General features: G+C 67.4%; 27 protein-coding genes and 1 tRNA gene. 18 read left to right on the top strand and 10 right to left on the bottom strand.

Annotated elements, in window-relative coordinates:
- Nucleotides 1–6: 6 nt before the first annotated feature.
- Nucleotides 7–1,206 carry a substrate-binding domain-containing protein gene (locus BJ960_RS11165; protein ID WP_185987335.1) on the bottom strand — a complete coding sequence of 400 codons (1,200 nt, stop codon included), beginning with the start codon at nt 1,204–1,206 and terminating at the stop codon, nt 7–9.
- 178 nt (nt 1,207–1,384) lie between these two features.
- Between BJ960_RS11165 and BJ960_RS11160 the strand changes: the two genes are divergently transcribed.
- The 3 genes from BJ960_RS11160 (at nt 1,385) to BJ960_RS11150 (ending at nt 2,825) form a co-directional block, all read left to right on the top strand.
- On the top strand, nt 1,385–2,134 hold the full coding sequence (locus BJ960_RS11160) for a phosphotransferase (protein WP_185987334.1): 750 nt from the start codon (nt 1,385–1,387) through the stop codon (nt 2,132–2,134).
- 11 nt (nt 2,135–2,145) lie between these two features.
- Nucleotides 2,146–2,493 carry a hypothetical protein gene (locus tag BJ960_RS11155; RefSeq protein WP_185987333.1) on the top strand — a complete coding sequence of 116 codons (348 nt, stop codon included), beginning with the start codon at nt 2,146–2,148 and terminating at the stop codon, nt 2,491–2,493.
- 119 nt (nt 2,494–2,612) lie between these two features.
- The gene (locus tag BJ960_RS11150; protein WP_185987332.1) at nt 2,613–2,825 is read left to right on the top strand and encodes a DUF378 domain-containing protein; all 213 of its coding nucleotides are present in this window, start codon (nt 2,613–2,615) and stop codon (nt 2,823–2,825) included.
- A gap of 202 nt (nt 2,826–3,027) precedes the next feature.
- Here BJ960_RS11150 and BJ960_RS11145 read toward each other — a convergent pair whose 3' ends face one another.
- From BJ960_RS11145 to BJ960_RS11135, 3 genes are all read right to left on the bottom strand, one after another.
- Nucleotides 3,028–3,195, bottom strand: coding sequence for a hypothetical protein (locus BJ960_RS11145; protein ID WP_183075245.1), 168 nt, complete (start codon nt 3,193–3,195; stop codon nt 3,028–3,030).
- 152 nt (nt 3,196–3,347) lie between these two features.
- A tRNA-Leu gene (locus tag BJ960_RS11140) sits at nt 3,348–3,421 on the bottom strand.
- Nucleotides 3,422–3,538: 117 nt separating this feature from the next.
- Nucleotides 3,539–4,312 (bottom strand): IclR family transcriptional regulator, encoded by a 774-nt coding sequence (locus tag BJ960_RS11135; protein ID WP_185987331.1) that lies wholly within the window; start codon nt 4,310–4,312, stop codon nt 3,539–3,541.
- A 205-nt stretch (nt 4,313–4,517) separates the two neighbouring features.
- Between BJ960_RS11135 and BJ960_RS11130 the strand changes: the two genes are divergently transcribed.
- Together BJ960_RS11130 and BJ960_RS11125 are read left to right on the top strand one after the other, a co-directional pair.
- Nucleotides 4,518–5,165: a CoA transferase subunit A gene (locus BJ960_RS11130; protein WP_237463561.1), complete on the top strand. Its 648-nt coding sequence runs from the start codon at nt 4,518–4,520 to the stop codon at nt 5,163–5,165.
- A 2-nt stretch (nt 5,166–5,167) separates the two neighbouring features.
- Nucleotides 5,168–5,806, top strand: coding sequence for a CoA transferase subunit B (locus BJ960_RS11125; RefSeq protein WP_185987329.1), 639 nt, complete (start codon nt 5,168–5,170; stop codon nt 5,804–5,806).
- Nucleotides 5,807–5,926: 120 nt separating this feature from the next.
- Here the strand turns inward: BJ960_RS11125 and BJ960_RS11120 are convergent, their stop codons facing one another.
- Both BJ960_RS11120 and BJ960_RS11115 read right to left on the bottom strand, forming a co-directional pair.
- Entirely contained in the window at nt 5,927–6,925 is a 999-nt protein-coding gene (locus BJ960_RS11120) for a MerR family transcriptional regulator (protein ID WP_185987328.1), read from the bottom strand.
- Between the two features lie 2 nt (nt 6,926–6,927).
- Nucleotides 6,928–7,623 carry a HEAT repeat domain-containing protein gene (locus BJ960_RS11115; protein WP_185987327.1) on the bottom strand — a complete coding sequence of 232 codons (696 nt, stop codon included), beginning with the start codon at nt 7,621–7,623 and terminating at the stop codon, nt 6,928–6,930.
- A gap of 241 nt (nt 7,624–7,864) precedes the next feature.
- On the opposite strand from BJ960_RS11115, the gene BJ960_RS11110 reads away from it, so the two are divergent.
- The 6 genes from BJ960_RS11110 to BJ960_RS11085 all read left to right on the top strand — a co-directional run bounded on the left by BJ960_RS11110 (nt 7,865) and on the right by BJ960_RS11085 (nt 15,018).
- Nucleotides 7,865–9,115: a type III PLP-dependent enzyme domain-containing protein gene (locus BJ960_RS11110; RefSeq protein ID WP_185987326.1), complete on the top strand. Its 1,251-nt coding sequence runs from the start codon at nt 7,865–7,867 to the stop codon at nt 9,113–9,115.
- The gene (locus BJ960_RS11105) at nt 9,103–10,437 is read left to right on the top strand and encodes a D-arabinono-1,4-lactone oxidase (RefSeq protein WP_185987325.1); all 1,335 of its coding nucleotides are present in this window, start codon (nt 9,103–9,105) and stop codon (nt 10,435–10,437) included. Before BJ960_RS11110 ends, BJ960_RS11105 begins: the two co-directional genes overlap by 13 nt.
- 54 nt (nt 10,438–10,491) lie before the next feature.
- Nucleotides 10,492–11,061, top strand: a complete 570-nt coding sequence (locus BJ960_RS11100; RefSeq protein WP_121073063.1) for a LemA family protein — start codon at nt 10,492–10,494, stop codon at nt 11,059–11,061.
- Nucleotides 11,062–11,087: 26 nt separating this feature from the next.
- Nucleotides 11,088–11,960, top strand: coding sequence for a M48 family metalloprotease (locus BJ960_RS11095; protein WP_121073061.1), 873 nt, complete (start codon nt 11,088–11,090; stop codon nt 11,958–11,960).
- 55 nt (nt 11,961–12,015) lie between these two features.
- Nucleotides 12,016–13,473 carry an MFS transporter gene (locus BJ960_RS11090; RefSeq protein ID WP_185987324.1) on the top strand — a complete coding sequence of 486 codons (1,458 nt, stop codon included), beginning with the start codon at nt 12,016–12,018 and terminating at the stop codon, nt 13,471–13,473.
- Between the two features lie 72 nt (nt 13,474–13,545).
- Nucleotides 13,546–15,018 (top strand): aspartate ammonia-lyase, encoded by a 1,473-nt coding sequence (locus tag BJ960_RS11085; protein WP_121073554.1) that lies wholly within the window; start codon nt 13,546–13,548, stop codon nt 15,016–15,018.
- Nucleotides 15,019–15,158: 140 nt separating this feature from the next.
- On the opposite strand, the gene BJ960_RS11080 is transcribed toward BJ960_RS11085, so the two are convergent.
- A complete protein-coding gene (locus BJ960_RS11080; RefSeq protein WP_185987323.1) occupies nt 15,159–16,025 on the bottom strand; it encodes a fumarylacetoacetate hydrolase family protein in 867 nt (288 codons plus the stop codon).
- 172 nt (nt 16,026–16,197) lie between these two features.
- On the opposite strand from BJ960_RS11080, the gene BJ960_RS11075 reads away from it, so the two are divergent.
- Both BJ960_RS11075 and BJ960_RS11070 read left to right on the top strand, forming a co-directional pair.
- A complete protein-coding gene (locus tag BJ960_RS11075) occupies nt 16,198–16,569 on the top strand; it encodes an FKBP-type peptidyl-prolyl cis-trans isomerase (protein WP_121073551.1) in 372 nt (123 codons plus the stop codon).
- Between the two features lie 112 nt (nt 16,570–16,681).
- Entirely contained in the window at nt 16,682–18,139 is a 1,458-nt protein-coding gene (locus BJ960_RS11070) for an NCS2 family permease (protein ID WP_121073055.1), read from the top strand.
- An 84-nt stretch (nt 18,140–18,223) separates the two neighbouring features.
- On the opposite strand, the gene BJ960_RS11065 is transcribed toward BJ960_RS11070, so the two are convergent.
- From BJ960_RS11065 to BJ960_RS11055, 3 genes are all read right to left on the bottom strand, one after another.
- Complete coding sequence (locus BJ960_RS11065) at nt 18,224–19,429, bottom strand: ABC transporter substrate-binding protein (RefSeq protein WP_185987322.1); 1,206 nt, start codon at nt 19,427–19,429, stop codon at nt 18,224–18,226.
- Nucleotides 19,430–19,482: 53 nt separating this feature from the next.
- The gene (locus tag BJ960_RS11060; protein WP_185987321.1) at nt 19,483–20,313 is read right to left on the bottom strand and encodes an inositol monophosphatase family protein; all 831 of its coding nucleotides are present in this window, start codon (nt 20,311–20,313) and stop codon (nt 19,483–19,485) included.
- A 91-nt stretch (nt 20,314–20,404) separates the two neighbouring features.
- A complete protein-coding gene (locus BJ960_RS11055; protein ID WP_185987320.1) occupies nt 20,405–21,613 on the bottom strand; it encodes an ammonium transporter in 1,209 nt (402 codons plus the stop codon).
- 297 nt (nt 21,614–21,910) lie between these two features.
- Here BJ960_RS11055 and rpsO point away from each other — a divergent pair, with 297 nt between their 5' ends.
- From rpsO to BJ960_RS11030, 5 genes are all read left to right on the top strand, one after another.
- Nucleotides 21,911–22,180 (top strand): 30S ribosomal protein S15, encoded by a 270-nt coding sequence (gene rpsO / locus BJ960_RS11050; RefSeq protein WP_121073047.1) that lies wholly within the window; start codon nt 21,911–21,913, stop codon nt 22,178–22,180.
- A 165-nt stretch (nt 22,181–22,345) separates the two neighbouring features.
- Nucleotides 22,346–23,074, top strand: a complete 729-nt coding sequence (locus BJ960_RS11045) for an SRPBCC family protein (RefSeq protein ID WP_237463460.1) — start codon at nt 22,346–22,348, stop codon at nt 23,072–23,074.
- 10 nt (nt 23,075–23,084) lie between these two features.
- Nucleotides 23,085–23,780, top strand: a complete 696-nt coding sequence (locus BJ960_RS11040; protein WP_185987319.1) for a DUF4166 domain-containing protein — start codon at nt 23,085–23,087, stop codon at nt 23,778–23,780.
- Nucleotides 23,777–24,481: a DUF4166 domain-containing protein gene (locus BJ960_RS11035; RefSeq protein ID WP_185987318.1), complete on the top strand. Its 705-nt coding sequence runs from the start codon at nt 23,777–23,779 to the stop codon at nt 24,479–24,481. The genes BJ960_RS11040 and BJ960_RS11035 overlap by 4 nt, the downstream gene beginning before the upstream one ends.
- Nucleotides 24,482–24,591: 110 nt before the next feature.
- Nucleotides 24,592–25,797, top strand: a complete 1,206-nt coding sequence (locus BJ960_RS11030; RefSeq protein ID WP_185987317.1) for a hypothetical protein — start codon at nt 24,592–24,594, stop codon at nt 25,795–25,797.
- Nucleotides 25,798–26,126: the final 329 nt, after the last annotated feature.

Genomic DNA, 26,126 nt, shown 5'->3' with positions numbered 1-26,126 from the left:
CGGTTCCTACTTCGCTTCTGCGGGGGCCACGTCGTCTGCGGCGACGGTCGCGACGAGTTCGGGGGCGAAGCTGCCATCCTTGGCGACGAGCTTCACCTGGTACATCTCCTGGATGAGCGCGTGGTCGCTGCCGCGAACGGTGGTCGTGCCCTTGGGGCCGTCGAACGTGAAGTCGTTCAGCGAGGCAATCATGGCGTCGACGTCGCCCTTGCCCTCCTTGACCGCCTGCACGACCATGAGCGCGGCGTTGAACCCGTCGGGGGTGAACAGGTCGGGGGTGCCGCCTGCCTCCTCGACGGCCTGCACCATTGCCGTGTTCACCTCGTTGTCGGGCGCCCCGGCGAAGTAGTGATTCAGGAAGCTGATCTTCTCGGAAGCCTCGCCGTAGGCCCCGAAGGTTGCCGAATCGCCGAGCCCGGTGACGACGGGCATCGAGTCGAACACGCCCTGCTGGCTCATCGCCTGCCACATCGCCCCCGTCGTTGCGCCCGCCCAGGCGACGAAGACGAGGTCGGCCTTCGTGTCGAGGACCTGGGTCGCGAACGGCGTGAACTCAGTGACGTCCTCGGCGACGAGCACCGGCGTGACCGACGCGCCCTTCGCTCCGAGGATCGCCTCGACGGCGGCGACGTTGCCCTGGCCGAACGCGTTGTTCTGCGCGAGCACCGCAACGGTCTTGCCGCTGATGTCGTCGAGGAACGTGCCGGCGGTCGCGACGTCTTGCGCGCTCTGGCGGCCCGAGCGGAACGTGTAGTCGTTGATCCCGGTGATGGCGTCTGCGGCCGCGGGGCCCGAGATGAAGAGCACCTTATTCTGTGCGGCCTGCTCGGCGACGACGGCCGCGACGCCGGACGACGCGCTGCCCGCGAGGAGCGTCACGCCCTGGCCAATGAGATCCTTCGCGGCGGTCACCGCCTTGTCAGGGTCACCAGCGTCGTCGACGTACTTGATGTCGAGCTTCGTGCCGTCGACCTCTCCGGTGCCGTCGGTCGCGTAGTCGAGACCAGCCTTGAAACCGTCGAGATACTGCGCGCCGTAGCCCGCGAGCGGGCCCGTCTCGCTCGTGAGGATGCCGACGGTGACAGAGGCGGGACCCTCGGCTTCGCCGCCGGAGTCAGGGCCCGACGCTGCCGGCGCACACGCCGACAGGACAAGTGCGGTCGACGCCACGAGGGCGCCAAACGCGAGTTTCTTTCCGATGCGCATGCGCGTACCTTTCGTCCTTGGAAGGTTGGTTTATGAAACCTGATTCAGGTTGCAAGTCCCAACGGTAGATCACAAGCTGCAGGAGAGTCAAGGGGAATTTCGAGAGGAACTGCCGCGGCTCCGGACGAATTGCCTGGCGCTCCGCCGGTGGCGGCGGTGCGGCGGGTAGTGTGTCGGCATGGAGACCGAGATCCCGCTCACTGGCGGCAACGCGACCATCGGGGTCGTGCGGGTGGGGGACACCGTGCGAAAACCCTGGACGGCACACTCCGCTGGCGTGCAGGACTTTATGGCTCGGTTGCGGGAACACGGGGTTGACCTACCTGCGCCCCTCGGTCGAGATGAACGCGGACGTCAGTCGGCCGAGTTTGTTCCGGGAACACTCGCGATGCATGCCGGTCCGTTGAGCCTGCCTGAGTTGGCGCGGGTCGGTGCGCTCGTGCGAGAGATCCATGATGCGAGCGCCGACATCGGGGCGACCGGTACGCGGCTGGGCGAGCCGTTGCTGCCAGTGTCCGGGGCGGATCTTCCCTGCCACTGCGACCTCGCGCCGTGGAACCTTGTGATGGGGGAGCGGTGGGTGTTCATCGATTGGGACGGGGCCGCGCTCAGCACTCGGGCGTGGGACCTCGCCTACGCCGCGCAAACCTTCACCCTCAATGACGCCGCGCAGCCAGTTGCCACCGCCGCAGAGCGCCTGCGCGCGATTGTTGACGGCTACGCCGCCGACCTGGATCTCCGCGCCAACCTGCTCGCCGCGCTCGCGCCTCGCACCTGGGCGATGCACGACATGCTGGCCGCCGCGCATCGCGAAGGCACGGAGCCCTGGGGCACAATGTATGCCGAAGGGCATGGGGCGCACTGGCGTGCGTCCGCCGAGTATGTCGAGCGCAACGCTGCCGTGTGGCGCGCAGCGCTCATGAGTTGAACGGGGGAACAATGTTGATTACGGAACTTTCGCGCGACCAGCTGTCAGAGTTTGCCGGCCTGCTCGTCACGCTGCTCATCTTCTTCAGCATCGATGCGAAATTCAGGTTCCGCAGGCGTGATGCGTCGCAGAAGACGCTCTTTCGCGTCTCGAGCATCGTCGGCGGCCTAGCGGCGGTCACTGCCCTGGCGGTGGTGTGGGTGGAGTTGTTCTTGCCAGAGGACAACAAAATGATCCATGTGCTCGTCTACTTTGTCCCGGCGTCGCTTGCGATCATCGCTGCCTTCGTGTTGTCGGTGGAAGTGATATTCATGCGCAAGTCGGGGCGGGAGAGTAACGACGCCAGCCAAGAGGGGTAGCCGGGCCCTCGGGCCGTGCGCGGCAATGCAACTCTCGACAATTAGCTAGCTAGGCGTGTAATGTCGTCGGCAAGCGTTTTGGGTCACTGCCCGAGGCGTAATCAACGAGAGGAAGCATCATGAATATCGTGCTCAACATCGCGAAAGTTCTGATCATCGTCGGGGGATTGAACTGGGGGCTCGTCGGGCTCTTCGACTTCAACCTCGTTGATGCGATCTTTGGCGTTGGTTCTGTCATGTCCAAGGTCGTCTACATCCTCGTCGGGCTGTCGGCGCTCGTCGCGATCCTGGATTTCGTGCCGCGCGACCGCAGCGCTCGCACCCAGGTCTAGTACCCACCGAACCGAAGCGAGCCCCCGGCATCCAGCCGGGGGCTCGCTTGGTGCCTTCAACGGGCTTCGTGCCCGACACCGATGCGGGCGCGTGATTCCGCATCCTTTTAACCCGCAGCTCGGCGTGCCGCCTCAGGCACACGAGGGCCCTGCGCTCGCGAAGCGAAACGCAGGGCCCGCGCCTGAAGACTGGGGCGTCAGCCTACTGGCTTGACGAACTCTCGCCACCCTTGCGGCCGGCTGCCTGCGGATCGGCGCCCTCCGCCTTGCCGAACTGGCCGGGGCTGTTCTTCCCGCCCTTACGCGCCTGGGCCTCGGTGTCGCTCCGGTTTCCGAACTGGCCGGGGTTGTTTCCGTTGTGCTGAGTCATGTTCGTATCCTCCCTGGTTCGTTGTGGGTGTGCCGGTTGGCACGTCTCCGACGATACGAGGGGAAACGCGGGCGCTGGAGGGGGTGTAATCCTGCGCGGAAAAGGACTACGATGAGCTTCCTCGCGGTCGCGCCGCCTGCGGGACCGAACGGTCCCCCCACAGGGATTCGAACCCTGACTGAAAAGATTTTAAGTCTTCTGCCTCTGCCAGTTGGGCTATAGGGGGTGCTGTAATCCTCCCATATTGCGACGACGGATCGCGCCGCGGTCGCTGGCCGCGCCGTGATCGCGGCCATGCGGCTGCGGATGGCAGCGCCGCCCCGGCCAGCTGTCCGGGGCGCCATCATCCGCGGGCGAGTTGCTCCGTGAGTCGGTGCGCGTGGTCGAGCAGGAGTCGGCCGAGCTCGGGCTGCCGTTCTGGTGCGAACCGGTGCTCCGTTCCGGTGAGGCTCAACGCCCACGCGGGCTGGCCGGTTGCGGTGAAGACTGCGGCGCCCATGCCCCAGCTTCCTGGCACGATGAGCGCCGGATTCACCGCGTAGCCCGTGTCCCGGGTCGCAGCGATCCGGCCGCGGAGCGCGTCGGCCGAGTGAGCGTCACCGTACTCGGCCGTGAGGTCAGTGTCGCTGAGGTAGCGCGCCGCCGCCTGGGCCGGGAGGTAGGCGAGGATCGCGAGCCCGGCCGACGCCACCCCGAGCGGGAATCGCTTGCCCTCGTGGAGCACGAAGGAGCGGATCGGAAAGCTGCCGTCCTGCCGCACGAGGCAGACGGTTTCGTTGCCGCGCCTGACTGAGAAGAATGCGCTCTCGCCCGTGGCATCGGCGAGCGCGGCGACGTGCTCGCGCGCGAGCTCCGTGACGTCGTAGCGCTCGGCGGCGACGGTGCCCATGAGAAACAGCTCCGGACCGAGGAGCCAATTGCCGGTTCGGGTGTCGCGATCCACGAATCCCTGCTCGGCGAGCGCGGACAGGAGCCTGTGCGCGGTGGGGCGCGAGATCGCCGTCGAGGCGGCGAGCGCCGTGGTGCCGACGCCGTCAGGCATGGTGGTGCTGAGCTCACGCAGGAGGGCGGCAATGCGGCCGACGACCTGCGCACCCGGTGTTCGTGGTTCGTCCATATTGTGAACGATAACACGCGCTGCACTCACGCTGTGAGCAGTTGAATTGCCGCACCAGTGTGGTGCTTGCGTGGCGGTGAAACAATCTTCTACGCTCGCAGCAAGGCGGTCTGCGCGACCGCATTGTGAACGAAAGGTGGCAAGGGTGGCATCAAAAACCTGGAACTCCGCCGCGGAGGCAATCGCAGACGTTGCACGCGACGGAATGACAATCGCGGTCGGCGGGTTCGGTCTCTCCGGTATTCCGCACAACCTCATCGTCGCGCTCCGAGACACCGGAGTGAAGGACCTCACGATCGTCTCGAACAATATGGGCGTCGACGGCAAGGGGCTCGGCCTGTTGCTCGAGAACCAGCAGGTCTCGAAGGTGCTCGGGTCGTATGTCGGCGAGAACAAGCTTTTCGCCGAGCAGTACCTCAGCGGCACGCTCGAGGTGGAGTTCGTCCCGCAGGGCACGCTCGCCGAGCGGCTGCGCGCCGGCGGCTCAGGCATCCCCGCGTTCTACACTCCAACCGGCGTCGGCACCCCGATCGCCGAGGGCAAAGAGGAAGCCGAGTTCGACGGCAAACGCGTCATCCTTGAGCGCGGCATCGTCGCGGACCTTGCGCTCGTGCGCGCGCACACGGGCGACAGTGAGGGGAACCTGCGGTATCGGTTCACCGCGAAGAACTTCAACCCGCTCGTCGCGATGTCGGGCCGAGTGACGCTCGCCGAGGTCGAGCACCTGAGCGAGGACTACCTCGATCCCGAACGCATCGACACTCAGGGGGTCTTCGTGCAGCGGCTCGTCGTCGCCGAGGATCCGGTCAAGGACATCGAACAGCGCACCGTGCGCACCCGAGAGGCGGTCTAACCATGTGGACTCGTGATGAAATGGCGGCGATCGCTGCCGCCGAACTCGAGGACGGCCAATACGTCAACCTCGGCATCGGAATTCCGACGCTCGTTGCGAATCACCTGCCCGAGGGTGTCAGCGTGATGCTCCAGAGCGAGAACGGCATCCTCGGCATGGGGCCGTTCCCATTCGAGGGTGAAGAGGACGCAGACCTCATCAACGCTGGCAAGCAGACGGTGACGCTGGTCCCCGGGGCCTCGATCTTCGATTCGGCAACCTCGTTCGGCATGATTCGGGGCGGGCACGTGCAGACCGCGATCCTCGGGGCGCTGCAGGTCGCTGGCAACGGCGACCTCGCGAACTGGACGATCCCGGGCAAGCTCGTCAAGGGGATGGGCGGCGCGATGGACCTCGTCGCAGGAACGCCGCGCGTGATTGTGATCACCGAACACGTCGCCAAGGACGGGTCGCCGAAGATCGTCACCGAGTGCGACCTGCCGCTCACCGGCGTCGGTGTGGTGGATCGCATCATCTCCGACCTCGCAGTTTTCGACATCGCCGACGGGGCGCTGACGCTCAGGCGGATCGCTCCCGGACACACCGAGGACGAGGTGCGCGAGAAGACGGGCGCGGAGTTCGCGGTCGACCTCGACGGCTAGCACCCGCCGGCCCTGCACCGCCTGCGTCTGGGATCTGCAGTGTCACTGCCGGTTCGGGAGGTGTGGGGCATAGGGTCTGCCGATCCCAGGGATACCGCCGACGCCGAGGGGAGGGGCAGCCTACCGGGCCCGCCCCAGCAGGTAGCGGGCGATGCGGGCGACCCCGCGATCCTGATCTGCCGCGAGCACGGTCAGCAGCGGCTCAGCCGCGGCATGCTCGAACTCCCCAAGCGCCTGCGTGATCCTGCCGCGGGCGGCCCCAGACGCGTCTGGCGCGTCGAGCGCCTCTGCGAGCGCGCCCAGGATCTCGGCGGCGCGGTCCCCGGCGCGCGCGACCTCGGCGAGCGCCTCCGCGGCCTCGACGTCGTCCGGGCCGTGGACAACGAGCGCAACCAGCTCGGGGATCGCCGCCGCATGCCCGCGCGCTCCCACGACGAGGGCCGCCCGCTGGCGAACCCGCGCAACCGGGTCGGCGAGAAGCGGCAGGAGCAGCCCGGCCGCCGCCTCACCCGGGAAGTCGGCGACTGCGGCGAGCGCGCGAAGACGCCGGTCAGGATCGGGATCCGCGAGCCCCTCCCGCAACACCTCCGGCCCGGACCCGGTCTGCGCGACCGCCCAGCGAAGCGCGCCCGCCGCGTTGGTCGCCTCCTCAGTGAGCAGCGCCTCGACGAGGCGTTCCGCTGGCGCCGCGGGTGCGCCGGCACCGAGTTCGAGCGCCGCGCGCTGCCGTTCGCCGGCGATGGGGGACTCGAGTCCGCGCGCGAGCCGCACCGCCGCGAGCGCTGCCTCCCAGTCGCCCGGCGGCACGGCGGCAAGCGCGGTGAGGCGAGACAGCAGGGCCGTGTCGCGCTCGATCCGCTCCCTGGTCTGCTCGGCGAGGACAGCGATGAGCGTCTCGGGTGACGCCGCCACACCCGCGAGCGCGTCGGCGACCTGGGCGAGGCTCATCCCGAGTGCGCGGAGGCCCTCGATCTGGGTGAGCCGCACGAGGTCAGCCTCGGCGTAGTCCCGGTACCCGCTCGCGGTCCGGCCAGCCGGGGTGATGAGCCCCATCCGTTCGTAGTGCCTGAGCATCCGGGGGCTGACGCCCGAGCGCTCCGCGACCTCGCCGATGCGCACGGTCAGGTGCCCGAGGTCGCCGAGAACGCGCGGGCCATGCGGGCCGCGTCAGCAGGGTCGAGCGCGAACGACGCATCAGGATCGGCGAGCAGGCGCTCCGTGGCACGCGCGTGAGCGGCCACCGCAGGGTCAGACCCCCGGAGTGCCACGGCCGCCGCCAATGGTGCGACCGCGGCCTCGCCGAGTCCCGCGAGTACGCGGCTCAGGCTGCGCATCGTATCGATGTCGCCGCGGCCCAACTCCGTGACGAGGTCGGCGGCGAGTGCCGGTTGCGCGGTCTCCGGGGCGACCGCGGCCGCCGCACGCCAGGCGGTGCGAGCGATGTCGTCGTCGGTGGAGTGAATGTGGGCGGGCGTGATCGCCGGCCACGCGCGCGTGTCGCCGAGCTTCGACACGGTGTGCAGCGCCTGAGCGACCGCGAGCGACGCCGAACTGTCGAGCTCTGCGAGCACGCGGGGGAGAACGTCGTCGAGCGGGTGCTGCAGGAGCGCCCAGGTGAGGGTCTCCCTGACGGAGAAGTCTGGCTCGATGCCCGAGCGGGCCACGAGCGGTTCGATGTACTCCGTGCGCGGGTGTGTGCCGGCGGTCATCGCCGCCTGCAGTCGTGCCGAGCTGTTCGACGCGCTGAGCGCGGCGGCGAGGGCCGCCTCCGGGGCCTGACGCGCGGGCTGGGCGACGCCGTGTGAGGTGGGATGCATGATGAACTCCTTTCCGTCACTACCCAATACCTTGCCACAGTGTCAAGGTCAAGCACCCGTCCTCGACGGGTTACGCTGGCTGCATGGCCTTCGCGAAAGCACTGCTCGTCATCCTGCTGCTTGCAGCGGTTGTTGCTGGCATCTACACGCAGTTCCGCATCAAGCGCGGGCGCAAACGCGACGCTGGAGAATAGCAACAAGGGCTCGCGGATCGCCCCTACCGCGGGACTAGAATGCAGCCATGACCCTCGATCTCGCGGCGCCGGAGCTGCGCGCGTCAGCCGACCGCTCCCCATGGCTCACCCCCGATTCGTACTGGGCTGGCATGACCGAAGCCACGCGGGGCCACTCCGCCCCGGTCATAGCGCTCAACACCGAGGCGCTGAGCTATAACGCGCACGACATGCTGCGCCGCGCCGGGGGGCTCCCGATCAGGGTGGCGTCGAAGTCGGTCCGCGTGCGTGCAGTGCTCGACGCGGTGCTCGCGCTGCCGGGCTACGCCGGCGTGCTCGGATACTCGCTCGCCGAGGCGAACTGGCTCAGCGAGACGATCGACGACATCGTCGTCGCCTACCCGACCGCCGACCGCGCTGCGATCGCCGCGCTCGCCGCAGACCCGCGCGCCGCAGCGCGCGTGACCCTCATGGTCGACAGCCCCGAGCAGCTCGACCTCATCGACTCGGTCGTCGCGCCCGACAAGCGCCCGGCCCTCAGGCTCTGCCTCGACTTCGATGCGTCCTGGCGGAGCCGCGTGCTCGGGCACATCGGCGTCTTCCGGAGCCCGATCTTCACCGCCGAGGGGCTCCGCGGCTTCGCGCAGCACATCCTCGGACGCCCAGGCTTCACGATCGCTGGCGTCATGTCGTACGAGGCGCAGATCGCCGGCGTCGGCGATGAGCCCGTCGGCAAGCCGGCGTCTGGTCTCGTGATGCGCGCGATGCAGCGCGCGAGCCGCGCCGAGCTCGTCGACAGGCGGGCCGCCGCGCTGCAGGGCGTGCGCGAGCTCGTCGACCTCGAGTTCGTCAACGGCGGCGGCACCGGCTCGATCGAGAGCACGGTCGCGGAGGGTGGCATCACCGAGGTCGCGGCGGGCAGCGGGCTGTTCGGGCCGCACCTGTTCGACAACTACCGGTCGTTCACACCGGCGCCCGCGGTCGCATTCGCGCTCGACGTCGTCAGGCGGCCGAACGCCGACACCGCGACGCTGCTCGGCGGCGGCTGGGTCGCCTCGGGTCCGGCCGGTGAGGATCGGCTCCCGCAGCTCACATGGCCGGCGGGGCTGCGGTACGCGCCGCGCGAGGCCGCGGGCGAAGTCCAGACGCCCGTGAGCGGGGCCGCGGCGCGCGAGCTGCGCGTCGGAGACCGGGTCTGGCTCCGCCACACGAAGTCGGGGGAGCCCATGGAGCACGGCAACGTGGTCGTGCCCGTCGCGGGCGCGGTCGCTGGCGACCCGCTCCCCACCTATCGCGGAGAAGGGAAGTGCTTCCTGTGAGCAAGCGCTGGCACAACTGGGCGCGCACGGAGTCGTCGACGCCCGTCACCGAGATCTTCCCGCGGTCCGCGGACCAGATCATCGCCGCAGTCGAGCGCGCGCGCGACACCGGGCACACGGTGAAGCCGATTGGCGCGTCGCACAGCTTCACCGCGATCGGGGCGACCGACGGAATCCGGCTCGGGCTGAATCGGATGCGCGGGCTCGTCTCAGCGGACCCGGCCGCTGGCCGCGTGACGCTGTGGGCCGGAACGCACCTGTGGGAACTTCCCGCGATTCTCGGCCCGCTCGGGTTGGCGCTCGCGAACATGGGCGACATCGACAAGCAGACCATCACCGGCGCGACCCAGACCGGTACGCACGGCACGGGCCTCGCGCTCGGCGGCATTTCGACCGGGGTGGTCGGCGCGACCCTGGTCACGGGAACCGGGGAACTGCTCACCGTGTCCGAGGACGAGAACTCCGAGCTGCTCCCGGCGGTGGCGCTCGGCCTCGGCGCCCTCGGTGTGCTCGTGACAGTGACGATCCAGTGCGTGCCGCGGTACCTGCTCCGCGCGGTCGAGGCCCCGGAGACGCTCGACGCGGTGCTCGACGACTACGTGGCGCGCAATCGCGCGGTCGACCACTTCGAGTTCTACTGGTTCCCGCACACCACGGGCGCCCGCACGAAGACGAACACGCGCATCCCGATCGATCCGGCGCTCGGCCCGGCCGGCAGCGGGGCACGGCCGCTCGGCGCGGTCTCGCGCTACGTCGACGAAGAGGTCGTCAACAACACGATGCTCGGCGCCGTTGTCGGATTCGAACGCTGGGTCCCTGCCGCGACGCCGTCCGTGAATCGCGCCATCCAGTCGGTGTCGAGCGAGCGCGACTACGTCGACGAGTCGCATCTCGTGTACGTGACCAACAGGCGCGTGCACTTCCGCGAGATGGAGTATTCGCTCCCGCTCGAGGCCGTGCCGTCGGCGCTGCGCGAGCTGCGGGCACTCATCGAACGGCGGAAGTTCAGGGTCTCGTTCCCCATCGAGGTGCGCGCGGCCGCCGCTGACGAGCTCATGCTGTCGACCGCGCACGGTCGCGAGAGCGGCTACGTGGCGGTGCACCGGTACTGGAAGGACCGCGAGGACAACTACTTCCGCGAGGCCGAGGCCGTGCTCGCCGCGCACGACGGGCGCCCCCACTGGGGGAAGATGCACACGCTCAGCGCGCGCGATTTCAGCGAGCGCTACCCGAAGTTCGGCGAGTTTCTTGCGATCCGCGACCGATTGGATCCGGATCGGCTGTTCACAAACCCCTACCTTGACCGCGTGCTGGGGGAGTGACACGCGACCGCACTCTCACAGCGGATTCATGACCTCCCGCGCTAGTATTCAGCTATGTCAACCGGATTGGTCATCACGCTCGTCGTCGTCGCCCTCGTGCTCATCGTGGGCATCTACCTCTGGGCTACCTACAACTCCCTCGTCACGCTCCGCGTGCGCGTTGAAGAGGCGTGGAGCGACATTACGGTGCAGCTCAAGCGCCGTGCTGACCTGATCCCGTCGCTCGTCGAGACCGTGAAGGGCTACGCCGCGCACGAGCAGGGCGTGTTCGACTCGGTGACGAAGGCGCGCGCTGAGACCATCTCCGCACAGGGGCCGGCAGAGGCCTCGATCGCCGAGAACCACATGCAGTCGGCGCTGAAGAGCATCTTCGCGGTGGCTGAGGCGTACCCGCAGCTGCAGGCGAGCCAGAACTTCCTGCAGCTGCAGGGCGAGCTCGTCGACACCGAGAACAAGGTGCAGGCGGCGCGCAGGTTCTACAACGGCGGCGTGCGCGAGCTCAACACGAAGATCCAGGTGTTCCCGAACAACCTGCTCGCCGGCCCGTTCGGCTTCACGCAGCGCGAATTCTTCGAGGTTGACGACGCGGCGGCAATCGCAGAGCCGCCGCGCATCCAGTTCTAACGCAGTGATTCCCGGAAGGAGCCCGCGTGTATAGCGCCGTTCGCCGGAACAAGATCAACAGCGCCCTCATCATCCTGCTGTTCCTCGGCATCGTCGGGGGTCTCGGCTGGCTCGCCTCGGCGATCTACCAGTCGCCAGGCATTGTCATCGCCGTCATGGGCTTCGCGCTCATTTACGCGCTCATCCAGTACTTCATGGCTGGCAAGCAGGCGGTCTCGATGAGCGGCGCCGTGCAGATCGGGCCGCACGACAACCCGCGGCTGTATCGCGTCGTCGAGAACCTCGCGATCACGACGGGGATGCCGATGCCCGAGGTGTACATCGTGAACGATCCCGCGCCGAACGCGTTCGCCACGGGGCGCGACCCCGACCACGCGATCGTCGCCGCCACCACGGGGCTCCTCGACATCATGACCGACGCCGAGCTCGAGGGCGTCATGGCGCACGAGCTCGGGCACGTGCGCAACTACGACATTCGCGTCTCGATGATCGTCTACGGGCTCACCGTCGCGGTCGGCATGATCGCCGACATGCTCGTGCGCATGGCGTTCTTCGGGCGGAACAACAACAATAACAACCCGGTCGTCATGATCTTCGGCCTCGTCGCGATGCTGGTCGCGCCGCTCGTCGCGAGCATGGTGCAGCTCGCCGTCTCGCGACAGCGCGAGTACCTCGCCGACGCGACGGGGGCGCTCACCACGCGCCATCCTGAAGCGCTCGCGAGCGCGCTGCACAAGCTGTCGGAGTACGGCCGGCCGCTGCAGAAGCAGCAGTCGAGCATGGCGCACCTGTGGATCGCGGATCCGCTGAAGCCGGGCGTCATGCAGCGCCTCTTCGCGACGCACCCGCCGATCCCCGAGCGGATCCGGCGGCTGCTGGATATGGGCGGAAAGATGTAACCCAGCCGTAATAGGCGTAGGGTAGGAGGCAGCTAATAAGGGGGTTGTCTACTCAGTGTCAGGTACGTTCCGATCCTTATCTATCCGCAACTACCGGATTTGGTTCTTCGGAGCGTTCATCTCCAACGTGGGTGCCTGGATGCAGGCCACCACGCAGAACTGGGTCGTCCTCACCGAGCTGACTGACAATAATGCGTCAGCGGTCGGCATCACGATGGCGCTGCAGTTCGGCCCGCAGCTGCTGCTCGTCCCATTCAGCGGGGCCGTCGCGGACAGGTTCGACAGGCGCAAGGTGCTGCTCGTCACGCAGTCGCTGCTCATGCTGCTCGCGCTGGGGCTCGGGCTGCTGCTCGTGACCGGCTCGGCCGAGATCTGGCACCTGTACGGGTTCGCGCTCGGCCTCGGCGTCGTGAACGCGTTCGACGCGACCTCGCGCCAGGCCTTCGTCTCGGACCTCGTTGGCAACGACCAGCTCTCGAACGCCGTCGCGCTGAACTCGGCGTCGTTCAACTCGGCCCGCCTCGTCGGCCCGGCGGTCGCCGGCGTGCTCATCGCGGCGATCGGCTCCGGCTGGGTGTTCCTCATCAATGCCGCGTCCTTCCTCGCAATGCTGGGCGCGCTGCTGCTCATCACGACACGGCACGAGCGATCCGAGGGCGGCGCCAAGCGGGAGTCGCAGCTGCGGCAGCTCTCCGCGGGCTTCCGGTACGTCATGGGGCGCCACGACATCTTCGTCATCTTTGTGATGGTGTTCCTCGTCGGCGCGTTCAGCATGAACTTCCCCGTGATGTCGTCGACGATGGCGGTCGAGTTCGGGCGCGGGGCCGGCGACTACGGCCTGCTCTCCTCGATCCTCGCGATCGGATCCCTCACGGGGGCGCTGCTTGCCGCGCGCCGCCCGGCCGCTCGGATGCGCGTCGTCGTGATTTCGGTGGGCGGCCTCGGCCTGGTGAGCCTGATCGGCGCAGCCATGCCGACGTTCTGGCTGTTCGCTGCGACGCTCGTGTTCTTCGGGCTCGCGACCTCGACGATGCTCACGACCGCGAACGGGTTCGTCCAGACCACATCCGATCCCGCGGTCCGCGGCCGCGTGCTCGCGCTCTACATGGCGATCCTCATGGGCGGCACACCGATTGGCGCCCCGCTCGTCGGCGCGGCGGCTGACGTGCTCGGCCCGCGCTCCACGTTCGTCATCAGCGGGGTTGCCGCCCTGATCGCATTCGCGATCGGCATGGCCTGGCTGATGAGCGAGCGCAAGCTGCGGCTGCGCTGGGACGGTGGCCCCAGATTCACGCACGCCGGTCGTCCGGGCCTCGACGACAGCAGGGTGGGGCAGGTCGAGACGCTGACCGCTCCGCTTGACGTCCTGCGGCGCGAGCCGGAACTCGTCGACCCGCTGGAAGCGAACTGGGATTCGGCGCCACAGGAGGCGCCGCCGACGACCGGCATCATTCCGCTCCCGAAGCCGAAGAATCCTCGCGAGGACGACGATCCGGACGTCAACGGAGGGTAGGCTAGAAGGGCTGTGCGGGCCAGCCCGCGGAACCCCTTAAACCACTGGAGCGAGATACTCGTGAGTGACTTCATGTCTGCCCAAACCCGTACCGAAACGGATTCACTCGGCAGCGTCGAAATACCCGCATCGGCATACTGGGGCGTGCACACGGCGCGCGCCCACGAGAACTTCCCGATCGCGCGCAGGCCGATCTCGGTGTACCCCGACTTCATCCGCGCGTTCGCATGCGTGAAGCAGGCTGCCGCGCGCGCCAACCTCGAGATCGGCGCGCTCGACGAGCAGCGCGCGACGCTCATCGACCGCGCGTGCGAAGAGATCAAGACGGGCATGCTCCACGACCAGTTCGTCGTCGGCGTCGTGCAGGGCGGCGCGGGCACGTCGAGCAACATGAACGCGAACGAGGTCATCACGAACCGCGCGCTCGAGCTCGCCGGCCACGCGAAGGGCGACTACTCATACATCAACCCGAACGACCACACGAACCACAGCCAGTCGACGAACGACACCTACCCGACCGCGATCAAGATTGCGCTCGCGTTCTCGCTCGGCAGCCTGCTCGAGGAGCTGCGCCTGCTCTCCGAGTCCTTCGCCGCCAAGGGGCGCGAGTTCTCGCACATCATCAAGGTCGGCCGCACGCAGCTGCAGGACGCCGTCCCGATGACCCTCGGGCAGGAGTTCAACGCGTTCGCCGTGACGCTCCGCGAGGACATCGAGCGCCTCCAGGAGGCCGTCTCGCTGCTCGGCGAGGTGAACATGGGTGCGACCGCTATCGGCACCGGCATTAACGCGCCGAAGGGCTATAAGGAATCGGTGATCCGCCACCTCCGCGAGATCACGGAGCTCAACCTTGTCACGGCGGGCGACCTCGTCGAGTCGACGAGCGACACCGGCGTCTTCGTGACCTTCTCGGGCGCGCTCAAGCGCTCGGCGCTGAAGCTCTCGAAGATCTCGAACGACCTCCGCCTGCTGTCCTCGGGCCCGCAGGCAGGACTCGGCGAGATCAACCTGCCGGCCCGCCAGGCAGGTTCGTCGATCATGCCGGGCAAGGTGAACCCGGTGATCCCCGAGGCCGTCTCGCAGGTCGCGTACGCCGTCGCTGGCTCCGACGTCACCGTCTCCATGGCAGTCGAGGCCGGGCAGCTCCAGCTCAACGCGTTCGAGCCGATCATCGCGCACTCGCTGTTCCAGTCGATCACCTGGCTCGAGCGTGCGTGCCAGACGCTGCGCGTGAACTGCGTCGACGGCATCACCGCGAACGAGGATCGCCTCGAGGACATGGTCGCCCGCTCGGTCACCGTCATCACGGCGCTCGCACCCGTCATCGGCTACGCCGAGGCCGCGAAGCTCGCGAAGGAGGCCCTCTCCACGAACGCGAAGGTCTCGGACCTCGTGGTGTCGCGCGGGCTGCTCGATCAGGCGCAGCTCGACGACATCCTGCAGCCGTCGAAGCTCGCGGGCCTCGCGCCCGAAACCGATGCTATCCCGGTGATCGAGCACGACGCCGCCTCGGGCGACGCGGGAGATCCGAACCCGGAGGCGTAACGCCAAACGGACCAAGCAGAACGGCCCTCCAGGAAATCCTGGAGGGCCGTTCTGCTTGATTCCGCGCGGGGGAGGGAGCCGTGTCGGCGGTCCTCACCCGGCGAGCCGGCATGATGGCCGCCGCCGCGCCTGCGCGGAGGTTAGACGGCGACGCAGTGCGCGGTGACGGCGCCGATCTTCTCGATCGTGACGGTGACGACCGTGCCGTCCGTGAGGTACAGCGGCGGCTTGCGCGACCGACCAGCGCCGCCGGGTGAGCCCGTCGAGATGACGGTGCCAGGCATGATGGTGAGCGACTGCGAGATCGACGAGATGAGCTCGGCGACCGTGCGGATCATGAACTCGGTCGTCGAGTCCTGCACCCGGAGGTCGTCGACGTCGGTCGTGATCGCAAGCGCCTGCGGGTCGGGGATCTCGTCGGCCGTCACCACGACGGGGCCGATCGGGGTGAAGCCGTCAAACGACTTGCACCGCGACCACTGGGGCTCGGCAAACTGCACGTTGCGAGCCGTGATGTCGTTGATCGCCGTGTACCCGAAGACGTAGTCGAGCGCCTCCTCCGGGGTGACGTTCTTTGCGGGCCTGCCGATGATCACGCCGAGCTCGCCCTCGTAGTCGACCTCTTCGCTGATGCGGGTCGGCAGCTCGACGGTTCCGTTGTGTCCGTTCAGCGAGTTCGGGAACAGGGTGAAGAGCACCGGACCGGAGTCGTTGTCGAGCGCGAGCTCGCTCGCGTGCTCGTCATAGTTCAGGCCGACGGCGAGCACCACGGGCGGGTTGAGTACGGCGGGGGCGTAGTTGACGCCCTCGGCGGAGATGCCCGCATCGTCGGGAAGCTCGGCCAGCGCGGCGGTGATGCGGGCGAGGGCCTCTGGCCCGGCCTCGATCAGCTCCTGCAGATTGGCGAAGGTCTCCCCGAGATCGCGGACAGCGACAAACCGGTCACCCCGCTCGATGAAGAGTTCGGGGGTCGGATCGGATTCGGGGGATAGATGCGCAAATCTCACATCACTAGATTACCGGGCTTTCGTGCCCAAGCCGTTGTCGCGGCCCGCCTAAGTTCGCACGGTTCGACTGTGGCTCCCAGGTCCTGGGAACGAGCGGCGCAAATCCTGGGAAACAGTTTCCCTCTCAGCGAACCTCATGGTGGCGGTGCCGGCAATCGGTCAGAATGGGCCCATGACTGATGCACCGCTTACTAAGCCAGAGATCGACGCCCCCGAGGGTCCAGCTCCCGCAGAACTTGAGATCGTCGATATCGTCGTTGGCGACGGCGCTGAGGCTGCCGCAAGCTCGACCGTCGACGTCCACTACCTCGGCGTCGAGTACGACTCGGGCGAAGAGTTCGACTCCTCGTGGAGCCGCGGCGAGACCGTGAACTTCCCGCTCAAGGCCCTGATCCCCGGCTGGCAGGTCGGCATTCCCGGCATGAAGGTCGGCGGGCGCCGCAAGCTTGTCGTGCCCCCGGCACAGGCCTACGGCGAGAGCGGCGGACACCCGCTGTCGGGCAAGACGCTGATCTTCGTTATCGACCTCAAGGGCGTCAGCTAGCCCCGGTTCGACACCTCGCAAAGCGGTATCGCTTTGCGCCCGGGACCCCAAGCCCGGGCGCAAGGTGGTACCGTTTTCCTGTTCAGCCAACACTCAGGAACAGGAGTCGTGCGTGTCAGACGCCACACAACAGCAGGTGAAGGAGCGGGGCTTCCTTGACCGCTACTTCGAGATCACCAAGCGTGGTTCAACGATCGGGACCGAGGTTCGCGGCGGTCTCGTGACCTTCGTGACGATGGCCTACATTGTCATCCTCAACCCGATCATCCTCTCGGGCAAGGAAGACATCGCGGGGAACATCCTCGACTTCGGCCAGGTGAGCGCCGCCACCGCGCTCGCTGCTGGCGTCATGACGATCCTGTTCGGCATCGTGTCGCGGCTCCCGTTCGCGTTCGCCGCCGGTCTCGGCATCAACGCGTTCCTCGCGTTCTCGGTCGTCCAGGAGGTCACCTGGCCCGAGGCGATGGCGATCGTCATCATCAACGGCCTGCTCATCGTGCTGCTCGCGGCAACGGGCCTGCGCCGGATGATCTTCGACGCCGTCCCCGTGCAGCTCAAGCTCGCGATCACCGTGGGCATCGGCTTCTTCATCGCGTTCATCGGCTTCGTGAACTCGGGCTTCGTTGATTCGACGGGCCAGTCGTCGCCTCCCGTCGGGCTCGGCCCGTCGGGCGTTGGCTTTATCGCGACGATCCCGACAGTCATCTTCGTCGTCACGCTCGTGCTCACCGGCATCCTCGTCGCGAAGAAGGTCAAGGGCGGCATCCTCATCGGGCTCGTCAGCGGCACGCTCATCGCCGTGATCGTCGAGGCGATCTGGAAGATCGGACCGAAGTTCGCGGACGACGGATCGCTGAACCCGGGCGGCTGGAGCCTCACCGAGCCCGTCCTGCAGGGCAACCCGTTCGCGATTCCCGACCTCGGCCTCGTCGGCGCCGTGAGCTTCGACTTCGGTAAGGTCGGCGTCGTCACGGTCATCATGCTCGTCTTCACGCTGCTGTTCACGAACTTCTTCGACGCAATGGGCACCATGACCGGGCTCTCGCGCGAGGCGCAGCTCGCCGACGAGAAGGGCAACTTCCCCCGCATCAAGTCGGCGCTCGTCGTCGAGGGCGTCGGCGCGGTCGTCGGCGGCGGCACCTCGTCCTCCTCGACCACGGTGTTCATCGAGTCGGGCGCGGGCATCGGCGAGGGCGCGCGCACCGGCCTCGCGAACATCGTCACCGGCGTCGTCTTCCTGCTCGCGATGTTCTTCACGCCGCTCACGCAGATCGTCCCGACCGAGGTCGCAGCCGCCGCGCTCGTGATCGTTGGCGCGATGATGATGTCGCAGATCTCGAACATCGACCTCGGCGACTTCCGCGTGCTGCTTCCCGTGTTCCTCACGGCCGCCGTGATGCCGCTGAGCTACTCGATCGCGAACGGCATCGGCGCTGGCTTCATCTCGTGGGTGCTCATCCACGCGTTCACCGGACGCGCCAAGCAGGTGCACTGGCTGCTCTGGATCGTCTCCCTCGGCTTCGTGATCTTCTTCGCGCGCGGCCCCATCGAGGCGCTGCTCGGCGTGTAGCGCACGCAGGCATGCGACGCGGCGGTCCGGATCGGCTCAGGCTGATCGGGACCGCCGCGTTCGTCTGCGCGCCGCCGCGCTCGGTCAGTTCCCGAGGATCTTCTGGTACGCCTGCGCGTATCGGTTGTCTTCCTGAGCGGTCGGCGTGCGCATGTCGTGGATGCGTGCCGACATCTCCTCGTCGGGGAAGACGAGCGTGTTCTCTGCCATCTCAGGGTTGCGTTTCGCCATCGCCTCGCGCGCGCCCGCGACGGGCGTCACATACTGCACGTATTCGGCGACCTGCGCGGCCACCTCGGGGTCGTAGTAGTAGTCGATGAGCGCGTGGGACTGCTCGAATGCGGCCGTGCTCTCTGGCAGGCAGAACGAGTCGATGAAGAGCGTGGCGCCCGCCTCGGGAACGACGAACTTCCAGACCTCCTCGCCCTCCTCCTCGTTGAGCATGGCGACGTCGCCCGACCACGCCATGCCGGCGAGCACGGCACCGCTCTGGAGATCCTGGGTGTAGGAGTTGCCCTTCACCGTGTAAACGTCGCCGTTCTTGATGTGCTCCTCCGCGACGTCCAAGGCCGCGAAGAACTCGTCATCGCCCCAGCCGTCGCCGGTGATATCAACGCCCTGCTCGAGCATGATGAGCCCGAGCGTGTCGTCCTGCTCGCTCAGCAGGCTCACCTTGCCCTTGAGATCCGGGTGCCACAGATCGCTCACCGACGCGATGCCCTTCGGATAGAGCTGCGAGTTGTAGACGAGGCCGGTCATGCCAGCCTGATAGGGAATCGACCACTCACGGTCGGGATCGAACGACGAGTGCTTCACCAGCTCAATCATCTGGTCGTCGACATTGGGCATGAGGGCACGGTCGAACGCCGTGAGCTGTTCCTGCTCCCAGAGCCGGATGAGCGAGGAATCGGTGAGCGTGAACAGGTCGTAGCCGGTGTCTTGGCCGAGCTTGAGCTGATCCTTCACCTTCGCCATGAACATCTTGTTGTCGTCGATGTCCTCGAAGTACTCGACCTCGATGTTCGACTCCGCCATGAACTCGTTCAAACTGGTGAAGTCCTGCGTCTCCTCGTCAAAGTCGAGGTAGTACGTCCAGCTCGCCCACCGCAGCTTGCCGGCCGAACCGTCGCCGTAGGCGGGGCCGCTCGGCGAGCAGGCCGCGAGCGACGCCGCGCCGACGGCCGCGGCTCCGAGGCCGACGCCCTGGAAAAGGCGGCGCCTGGTGAGCTGCGTGCTCCTGGCCCGGCGAACGAGCTCCGCGATCACGGGATCAGTGGGGGCGTTGCGCATGGCTTTCTCCTTTGAAATGCATGAGGTCAACTGATCCACATCATCCCAGATGGCTACATGCCGCGGTAGGCCTCCTCGATGAGTGTCGCGAGTTCCGCCGAGATGCGCGGCGTGCCCGCGATGAGGAGCTCCTCGCCGGGCAGCGCGTCTCCGAGGCCGCGGACGACGGCACCCGACTCCCGCGCGATGAGCGCGGCCGCCGCGTAGTCCCACGGCTGTAGGCCACGCTCGTAGTACGCATCGACCCGGCCCGCGGCGAGCATGCACAGGTCCACCGCGGCAGACCCCATGCGGCGGATGTCGCGAACGCGGGGGAGTACGTGGCGCAGCACCTCGACCTGCTCGGTGCGGCGCTCAACGGTGTACCCGAAGCCGGTGGCGAGCAGCGTCCGGCCGAGTTCGGTGTCGGCCGGCCCCGGGAGCCGTTCGCCGTCGAGGTGCGCCCCGCCGCCCTCCCACGCCGTGAAGAGCTCGCCCGACGTCGGAACGTACACGGCGCCGGCGACCGCGCGCCGACCGTCCGACATCGTGCCCGGCCCGCCGTCTTCGACGGTCGCGGCCACGCTCACCGCGTACGCGGGCAGGTCGTACAGATAGTTCACGGTGCCGTCGATCGGGTCAACAACCCAGGTCACGCCGGTGGTGCCGGTGGTGCTCGCGCCCTCCTCGCCGAGGAGGCCATCATCGGGGCGCAGCCTGCGCAGGCCCGCCGCCAAGAGGCGCTCGGCCTCCTGGTCCGCCGCGGTCACGACATCGGTGAGGCTCGACTTGGTCTGCGCGACAGTCACCCCTGCCGCGCGCTTCGCGCGAATGACCTCGCCGACCTCACGCGCGAGCGAGCCCGCGATACCGGCAAGGGCTGCAACATCAACCGAATCAGTCATGCTTTCGAGCCTAGCGGGCCGGGGGAGGCCGCGGGCGGGAGAGCGTGCCACGCCGCCCACGCTCCCGCCCGGCGCTTCCTCGCGGTGCGCGTTACGCGCGCTGATCCTGATCGAACGCGTACGCCTCCTCGCCATGAACGGCAGCGTCGATACCGCGCTCCTCGACCTCCGCTGGCACCCGGAGGCCCGTTGTGAGTTTGACCCCGAGCGCGATGAGCAGCGACGCCGCGAACGAGTACACGACGACGCCGAGTACCGAGATGACCTGGACGAGCAGCAGGCCCGCGTCGCCGCCCGTGAACAGGCCGTCGTCGAACGCGAAGAACCCGAGATACACGGTGCCGAGCACGCCCGCGACAAGGTGCAGGCCGACCACGTCGAGCGAGTCGTCGAACCCGAGCCGGAACTTCCACTCGATCGCGAAGGCGCAGGCCGCGCCGGCGAGCACGCCGAGCAGCAGCGCGAATCCGGGCGCCAGGTTCGCCGCCGCCGGGGTGATCGCGACGAGACCCGCGACCGCGCCCGATGCTGCGCCGATGACGCCGGGCTTGCGGCCGCGGAGCGCGTCCGTCGCGAGCCAGCCGAGAATCGCGGCGGCGGGGGCGCCGAGCGTGTTCACCAGGATGAGGCCGGCCGTCGCCGCGTCCGTAGCAAGGCCCGCGTTGAACCCGATCCAGCCGAACCACAGCAGCGCCGCCCCGATCGTGACGAGCGGGATCGAGTGCGGCCGGTGCGCCCCCGGAGCGAAGTCGCGCCGCTTGCCGACGACGAGCGCGAGCGCGAGCGCCGCCGCTCCCGCGTTGATGTGGATCGCCGTGCCGCCCGCGAGATCGATGACGTCCGGGGTGCCGAGCCACGTGCCGAGCTGGGCGATCCAGCCGCCGCCCCAAACCCACGCCGCGACAGGGAAGTAGACGAGCTTCGCCCACACCCCCGCAAAGAGCACCCACGATCCGAGACCGACGCGGTCGGCGATCGCGCCCGAGATGAGCGCCGTCGTGATCATCGCGAACACCGCGCCGAACCCGACGCCGATGAACTCACCCGGGTCCGTGTTCACGAGGCCGAAATCGCGAAGCGGGTTCCCGGCGAACCAGCCATCCCCGTCGCCGAAGACGCTCATGCTGTACCCGAACAGGATCCAGAGCACGCCAACGACGCCCATCGCGCTCACGCTGAACAGCATCATGTTGACGACCGACCGCACCCGCACCAGCCCGCCGTAGAACAGCGCGAGCCCCGGCGTCATGATGAGTACGAGCGCGGAGCTCGCGAGCGTCCAGACTTCTGTGGCTTCCATGGTTCTCTCCTCTGCTCGGCCGCCGATGGCCGCATGTCGCCCCTCGCGCCGGTGCGGTCGGGTGTTGCCCAGTCTGCGCTCCGACGGTTTCATCGCCGTTTCTCTCGTGCGACGACTCCGTCACTTCTCTGTTTCGGAGGTGTTTCGGCGCTGCCGCCGCCGGTGCGGAGGCCGCGCGTGTGGCTGGGGCCGCTAATCGGTGCTAAGCTTGTGAGGTTGCCGTTAGATCGGCCGCGGATACAGAGAGCCCAAGCACCCTGCTGAAGGCGCCGCGCAACTGGAGAAAGGGGATCACCTATGTCACTGCCCGCAGATGTCAAGAAGGCGATCATCGAAGAGTACGCGACCACCGCTGGCGACACCGGATCCCCCGAGGTCCAGGTTGCGCTGCTGTCGCGTCGTATCAAGGATCTGACCGAGCACCTCAAGGAGCACAAGCACGATCACCACTCGCGTCGTGGTCTGCTCCTCCTCGTCGGTCAGCGTCGCCGCCTCCTGGCTTACCTCCAGAAGACGGACATCAACCGTTACCGTGCGCTCATCGAGCGCCTCGGCCTGCGCCGCTAAGCTTCGCGCTTCGGCTCGGGACCGCGAGGTCCGGTTGCTCGCCTCAGTCCCTGTGACTGATCGCCTGTGACTCTGGGAAGCCCCTCTCCTACGGGAGAGGGGCTTCTTTGCGTCTGGAGGGGCGGGGTCGCCGCGAAACTCTGGCTCTCGCGATACTGTAAGGGCATGCGCAGGGGAGACCGTCGGCCACGTGATCGCGGCTTGTACGTCGAGATTCGGATCGCGGCGCCGCTGGAACGGGTGTGGGAACTCACGCAAGAACCTGATCTCCACGCGCGCTGGGACGCGCGATTCAGCAGGATCACGCCGACCGCCGTCCGCGAGAACGGCGCCCAGGAATTTACTTACGAGCTTGCCCTCGGCGTGCATACGATCCGCGGCACGGGGGTCTCGCTCGGCGAGAAGCGGGCCGGCGCCGAGCAGCGAACCTCTGCCCTGCTGTTCACGACGGATGACCCCCTCTCGCCGCTCGGGGACGGTCGCGGATACTGGCGCTACATTCCTACTGAAACTGGCATCCGGTTCATCACCGGATACGACTACGAGCCCGGCTGGGGGCCGATCGGGAGACTCCTCGACCCGATCATCACCAGGCCCCTCGTCTGGTGGCTGACCGCATGGAGCTTCGACAGACTTCGGATGTGGGCCGAGCAGGGCATCGTTCCAGAACGCGTCGGCTGGTGGCGCTGCCTGTTCGGAGGGCCGCGCGCGAGTGCCCGGAACTGCCTGTCTAGCCCGCCGCTGCGCCGTGGGGCCCATAATCGTGGCGCCTCGCCGTCCGCTGCGGACGCGACCAGCCGCGGCCGAGAGCACGTGCTGGACGACGCGCCGCGGACGCTCAACGAGCTCGGCGACGTCGACGCCATTCGGCGGCGCGGGAGTGGCGCATCGTGAGGGGAGACCTATGACCGACAACTCCTCAGACACGCGAAGCATCTTCGCGCGAGCAATGGGGCCAGCCTTCGACCGGCTCCACCCCCAGCTGCAACGACGGTTCGGCGTCGGCGTTGGCGCGGGGTACGCGTGTGTCGGACGGGGCGTGATGCGCGAGATTCGTCGGGGTCCCTGGTGGGTCAGGCCGTTCCTGATGCTCGGGGCGACTCGAAACATCATGTTTCCCGAGCGCGGGGCGCACGTCCCCTTCCAGATCGACAATTACGCGTACATCGACGGGTACGGACGTGAGACCGTCACGTTCATCCGCACGATGGAGCTCGGCGGCGGTCACCGCAGGCGGTTCGACGCGACGATGATTCACGGCGCCGCCGGGAGCATCGTCGACTACCTGGGCACGCACCAGCACCTCGCCGTTGATCTCGATCTGACGGTCACTGCCGACGGCGGCCTACGGCTGGAATCGGGGGAGCAGCGATTCTACGAAGGATGGATTGGCTTTCGATTCCCGCGGTTCCTCACGGGTCGAGCGTTTCTCACCGAACGCTTCGACGATGTCAACGAGTGCTTCGTCATCGACCTCGAAGTTCGTCACTCACGGTTCGGTCTGCTCTTCGGATACCGGGGCGAGTTTACGTGCGAGTATCCCGAAGGCGTCACCGTTCCTGGCGCGCTGAAGCCATACCGTGAGGAGCCGCGCGAGTGACCGGGCAGCGGCATCTAGCGGCGGGCGCCCCTGTTCCCGGGGGCTCGGTGTTTCTGCGTGCGCTTGGACGCGAGGCCTCCCGGCTACACCCCGAGGTGTATCGGTACGTGTCCGGCTCTGGGGTCGTCGGGCAAGCCGTGGACCTGGAAGGAGTATTCGACGTCGCGGGGAGCCGCCTGCGCCGGTTGAACCTCCTCGCACGGCCCATCGTCGGACCGGGCCTGCTCGTCACCGCCTTTGAGCGAGACGTGCCGTTCCGCGTTGCGAATCGGCCTGGGCTTGAGAGTGTGCGAGGTCGTGCGGTTGGTGCTGGTGCTCGTGCTGGGCGCCAGGAGCTTGGCCTTCACGCGGAACGCACATTCGAGTTTCGCTCAGGTGGACAGTCATTTGTCGACGTACTGCTCGTAGGTGACGCGCCAGGAACACTCCGAAACCTGCTGGGCGAATGCAGGCGCGTCGAGCTTGAGTTGCGGTGCACGGTGACGGACAGGGGGAGGCTGCGCCTTGAATCTGGGCGGGCGTGGCTGCGGTTCGGTCGACTGCGGGTGCGTTTGCCACGGCTGCTGTCGGTGCAGGCGGTCGTCGAAGATGGCTTCGATGAGGCAACGGGCCGCAACACCGTGGACGCCAGGGTGGGGAGCCCGATCCTTGGCACGGTCCTGGAGTACAGGGGGAGCTTCCGCCAGGCACCCCGCCCTTAGCGGACCGCCCTGCTCCGCCCTGCTCCGCCGCCCGGCCTCGCCGCCACGCGCCGCCCTTCCTTCCATAGCCAAATTTTCTTGGGACCTTCAAAACCCCGGGGTATTTGGTGGTGAACGAAAAATTTGGTGTTCGGAAGAAGGGGCGCCGCGGCAGCTCGGTCCACAGCGGCCGGAATGCTGTCTCCGCGCGAGGGAAGCTCCACAGTTGTCGCCGCTCTATTGTGATCAGAGAGACCCCTCGCCAGAGTGTGGGCATGACTCACCCCCAGAACGAAATGCTCATGGATACGGCCCGGGCCGCGGTCACGAAGACTGAGCTGATCGCAATCGCGGAACGCATTCGAGCGGCCAGCACCCCAATCAGGCTTCGACGCGAACTGAAAACTCTCGATGAAGCCACCGACAAGGCGCTTGCAGCGAGTGTGCGCGCGGGCAGTCTCGTGCGGCTCGCCCACGGTGCATACATCGGGGCGGATAGATGGGAGCGGATGTTCCCTGAAGAACGCCTACTCGCCGTCACACTCGCGTATGCGAAACGCTACCGAGAGCGAGGATGGGTGTTCTCTCACGAGTCAGCGGCGGTGCTCTGGGGTCTGCCGCTCTACAAGCTCGACAGCTTGCGGGTTCATGTTGCTGTATCAGCCGAATCACCGAGCCAGAGCACACGAGCGGTTGCGCGTCACTCCGCAAGTCACGGACGAGTTGAGATCGTGGAAGCTGCAGGCGTCCGCTTCACGGGCCTCGAACGCACGCTCATAGACCTGGCGCATGCAGGTTCCGCGGAAACCGCAATCGGCGCGGCCGACGCGGGAATTCGTAGGCTCTTCCGCGTCGAGCGGGACCGACGAGTCCCCGAGGTCGATCGGTGGCGTGCGCGACAGCTCAAAGCGATGAAACGAAGCTGGCAGCCGGGAGTTCGGCAGGCGCGTCAGATACTCACGCTAGCCGATGGGCGTGCCGAGTCCGTGCTGGAGAGCGTGAGCAGGCTGCAACTCTCACGGCTCGGCGTGAGCCATACCGTCCAGGTGCCTATTTCCGGGATACATGGAAGGCCCTATTGGGTCAACTTCGAGTTTGACGGCCAGGACATCTTCGGAGAAGTTGACGGCGCTGCGAAGTACATTGACCCAAGATTCCAGGCAGGCCTTACCCCCAAGCAGACCGTGCTCGCTGAGAAGCGACGCGAGGACGAGATCCGCGGTTTGACTGGCTACCGAGTGGTGAGGTGGGGAGCGCAGGACGTTCTCAATGCACGGCTCTTCGGCGATCGGTTGGCCGCGTTTGGCGTAGCCGTGCCGAGGCTTGAGGCCGACTGAAAGCCGCCCCCTCGCTGCCCCGTCGTGCCGAGTGGGATCTGACCGTGCCGAGATCCTGAACACCCCAAACTTTCCTTGTCATCGCAATTGTCCTGGGAAATTGAGCGTCGGAAGAAAACTTGGGTGTGTGGGGACGTGAGGGGCTGGGGCTGGGGATGGGGCCGAGAGGGGCTGGGGGCCGGGACTGGGCTGGTCAGAAGACCGGGAGTGGGCTGGTCGGGAGCCCGGGAGGGATGGTCAGAGTCAGAGTCAGAGTCAGAGTCAGAGTCAGAGTCAGAGCCAGAGTCAGGGTTCAGGGTCAAGATCAGGATCGGGGGCTGGGCTGGGCT

It is taken from the genome of Leucobacter aridicollis (assembly GCF_013409595.1).
Lineage (GTDB): Bacteria > Actinomycetota > Actinomycetes > Actinomycetales > Microbacteriaceae > Leucobacter > Leucobacter aridicollis.
This window is presented reverse-complemented; position numbering and strand designations above follow the sequence as displayed.

Coding starts and splice junctions, on each gene's coding strand:
- BJ960_RS11130 (WP_237463561.1), top strand. CDS start 4,518: ATGACAATCGCGGTCGGCGGGTTCGGTCTCTCCGGTATTCCGCACAAC.
- BJ960_RS11100 (WP_121073063.1), top strand. CDS start 10,492: ATGTCAACCGGATTGGTCATCACGCTCGTCGTCGTCGCCCTCGTGCTC.
- BJ960_RS11160 (WP_185987334.1), top strand. CDS start 1,385: ATGGAGACCGAGATCCCGCTCACTGGCGGCAACGCGACCATCGGGGTC.
- BJ960_RS11075 (WP_121073551.1), top strand. CDS start 16,198: ATGACTGATGCACCGCTTACTAAGCCAGAGATCGACGCCCCCGAGGGT.
- BJ960_RS11045 (WP_237463460.1), top strand. CDS start 22,346: ATGCGCAGGGGAGACCGTCGGCCACGTGATCGCGGCTTGTACGTCGAG.
- BJ960_RS11150 (WP_185987332.1), top strand. CDS start 2,613: ATGAATATCGTGCTCAACATCGCGAAAGTTCTGATCATCGTCGGGGGA.
- BJ960_RS11040 (WP_185987319.1), top strand. CDS start 23,085: ATGACCGACAACTCCTCAGACACGCGAAGCATCTTCGCGCGAGCAATG.
- BJ960_RS11065 (WP_185987322.1), bottom strand. CDS start 19,429: ATGCGCAACGCCCCCACTGATCCCGTGATCGCGGAGCTCGTTCGCCGG.
- BJ960_RS11085 (WP_121073554.1), top strand. CDS start 13,546: ATGTCTGCCCAAACCCGTACCGAAACGGATTCACTCGGCAGCGTCGAA.
- BJ960_RS11125 (WP_185987329.1), top strand. CDS start 5,168: ATGTGGACTCGTGATGAAATGGCGGCGATCGCTGCCGCCGAACTCGAG.
- BJ960_RS11115 (WP_185987327.1), bottom strand. CDS start 7,623: ATGCATCCCACCTCACACGGCGTCGCCCAGCCCGCGCGTCAGGCCCCG.
- BJ960_RS11060 (WP_185987321.1), bottom strand. CDS start 20,313: ATGACTGATTCGGTTGATGTTGCAGCCCTTGCCGGTATCGCGGGCTCG.
- BJ960_RS11110 (WP_185987326.1), top strand. CDS start 7,865: ATGACCCTCGATCTCGCGGCGCCGGAGCTGCGCGCGTCAGCCGACCGC.
- BJ960_RS11135 (WP_185987331.1), bottom strand. CDS start 4,312: ATGGACGAACCACGAACACCGGGTGCGCAGGTCGTCGGCCGCATTGCC.
- rpsO (WP_121073047.1), top strand. CDS start 21,911: ATGTCACTGCCCGCAGATGTCAAGAAGGCGATCATCGAAGAGTACGCG.
- BJ960_RS11155 (WP_185987333.1), top strand. CDS start 2,146: ATGTTGATTACGGAACTTTCGCGCGACCAGCTGTCAGAGTTTGCCGGC.
- BJ960_RS11165 (WP_185987335.1), bottom strand. CDS start 1,206: ATGCGCATCGGAAAGAAACTCGCGTTTGGCGCCCTCGTGGCGTCGACC.
- BJ960_RS11145 (WP_183075245.1), bottom strand. CDS start 3,195: ATGACTCAGCACAACGGAAACAACCCCGGCCAGTTCGGAAACCGGAGC.
- BJ960_RS11055 (WP_185987320.1), bottom strand. CDS start 21,613: ATGGAAGCCACAGAAGTCTGGACGCTCGCGAGCTCCGCGCTCGTACTC.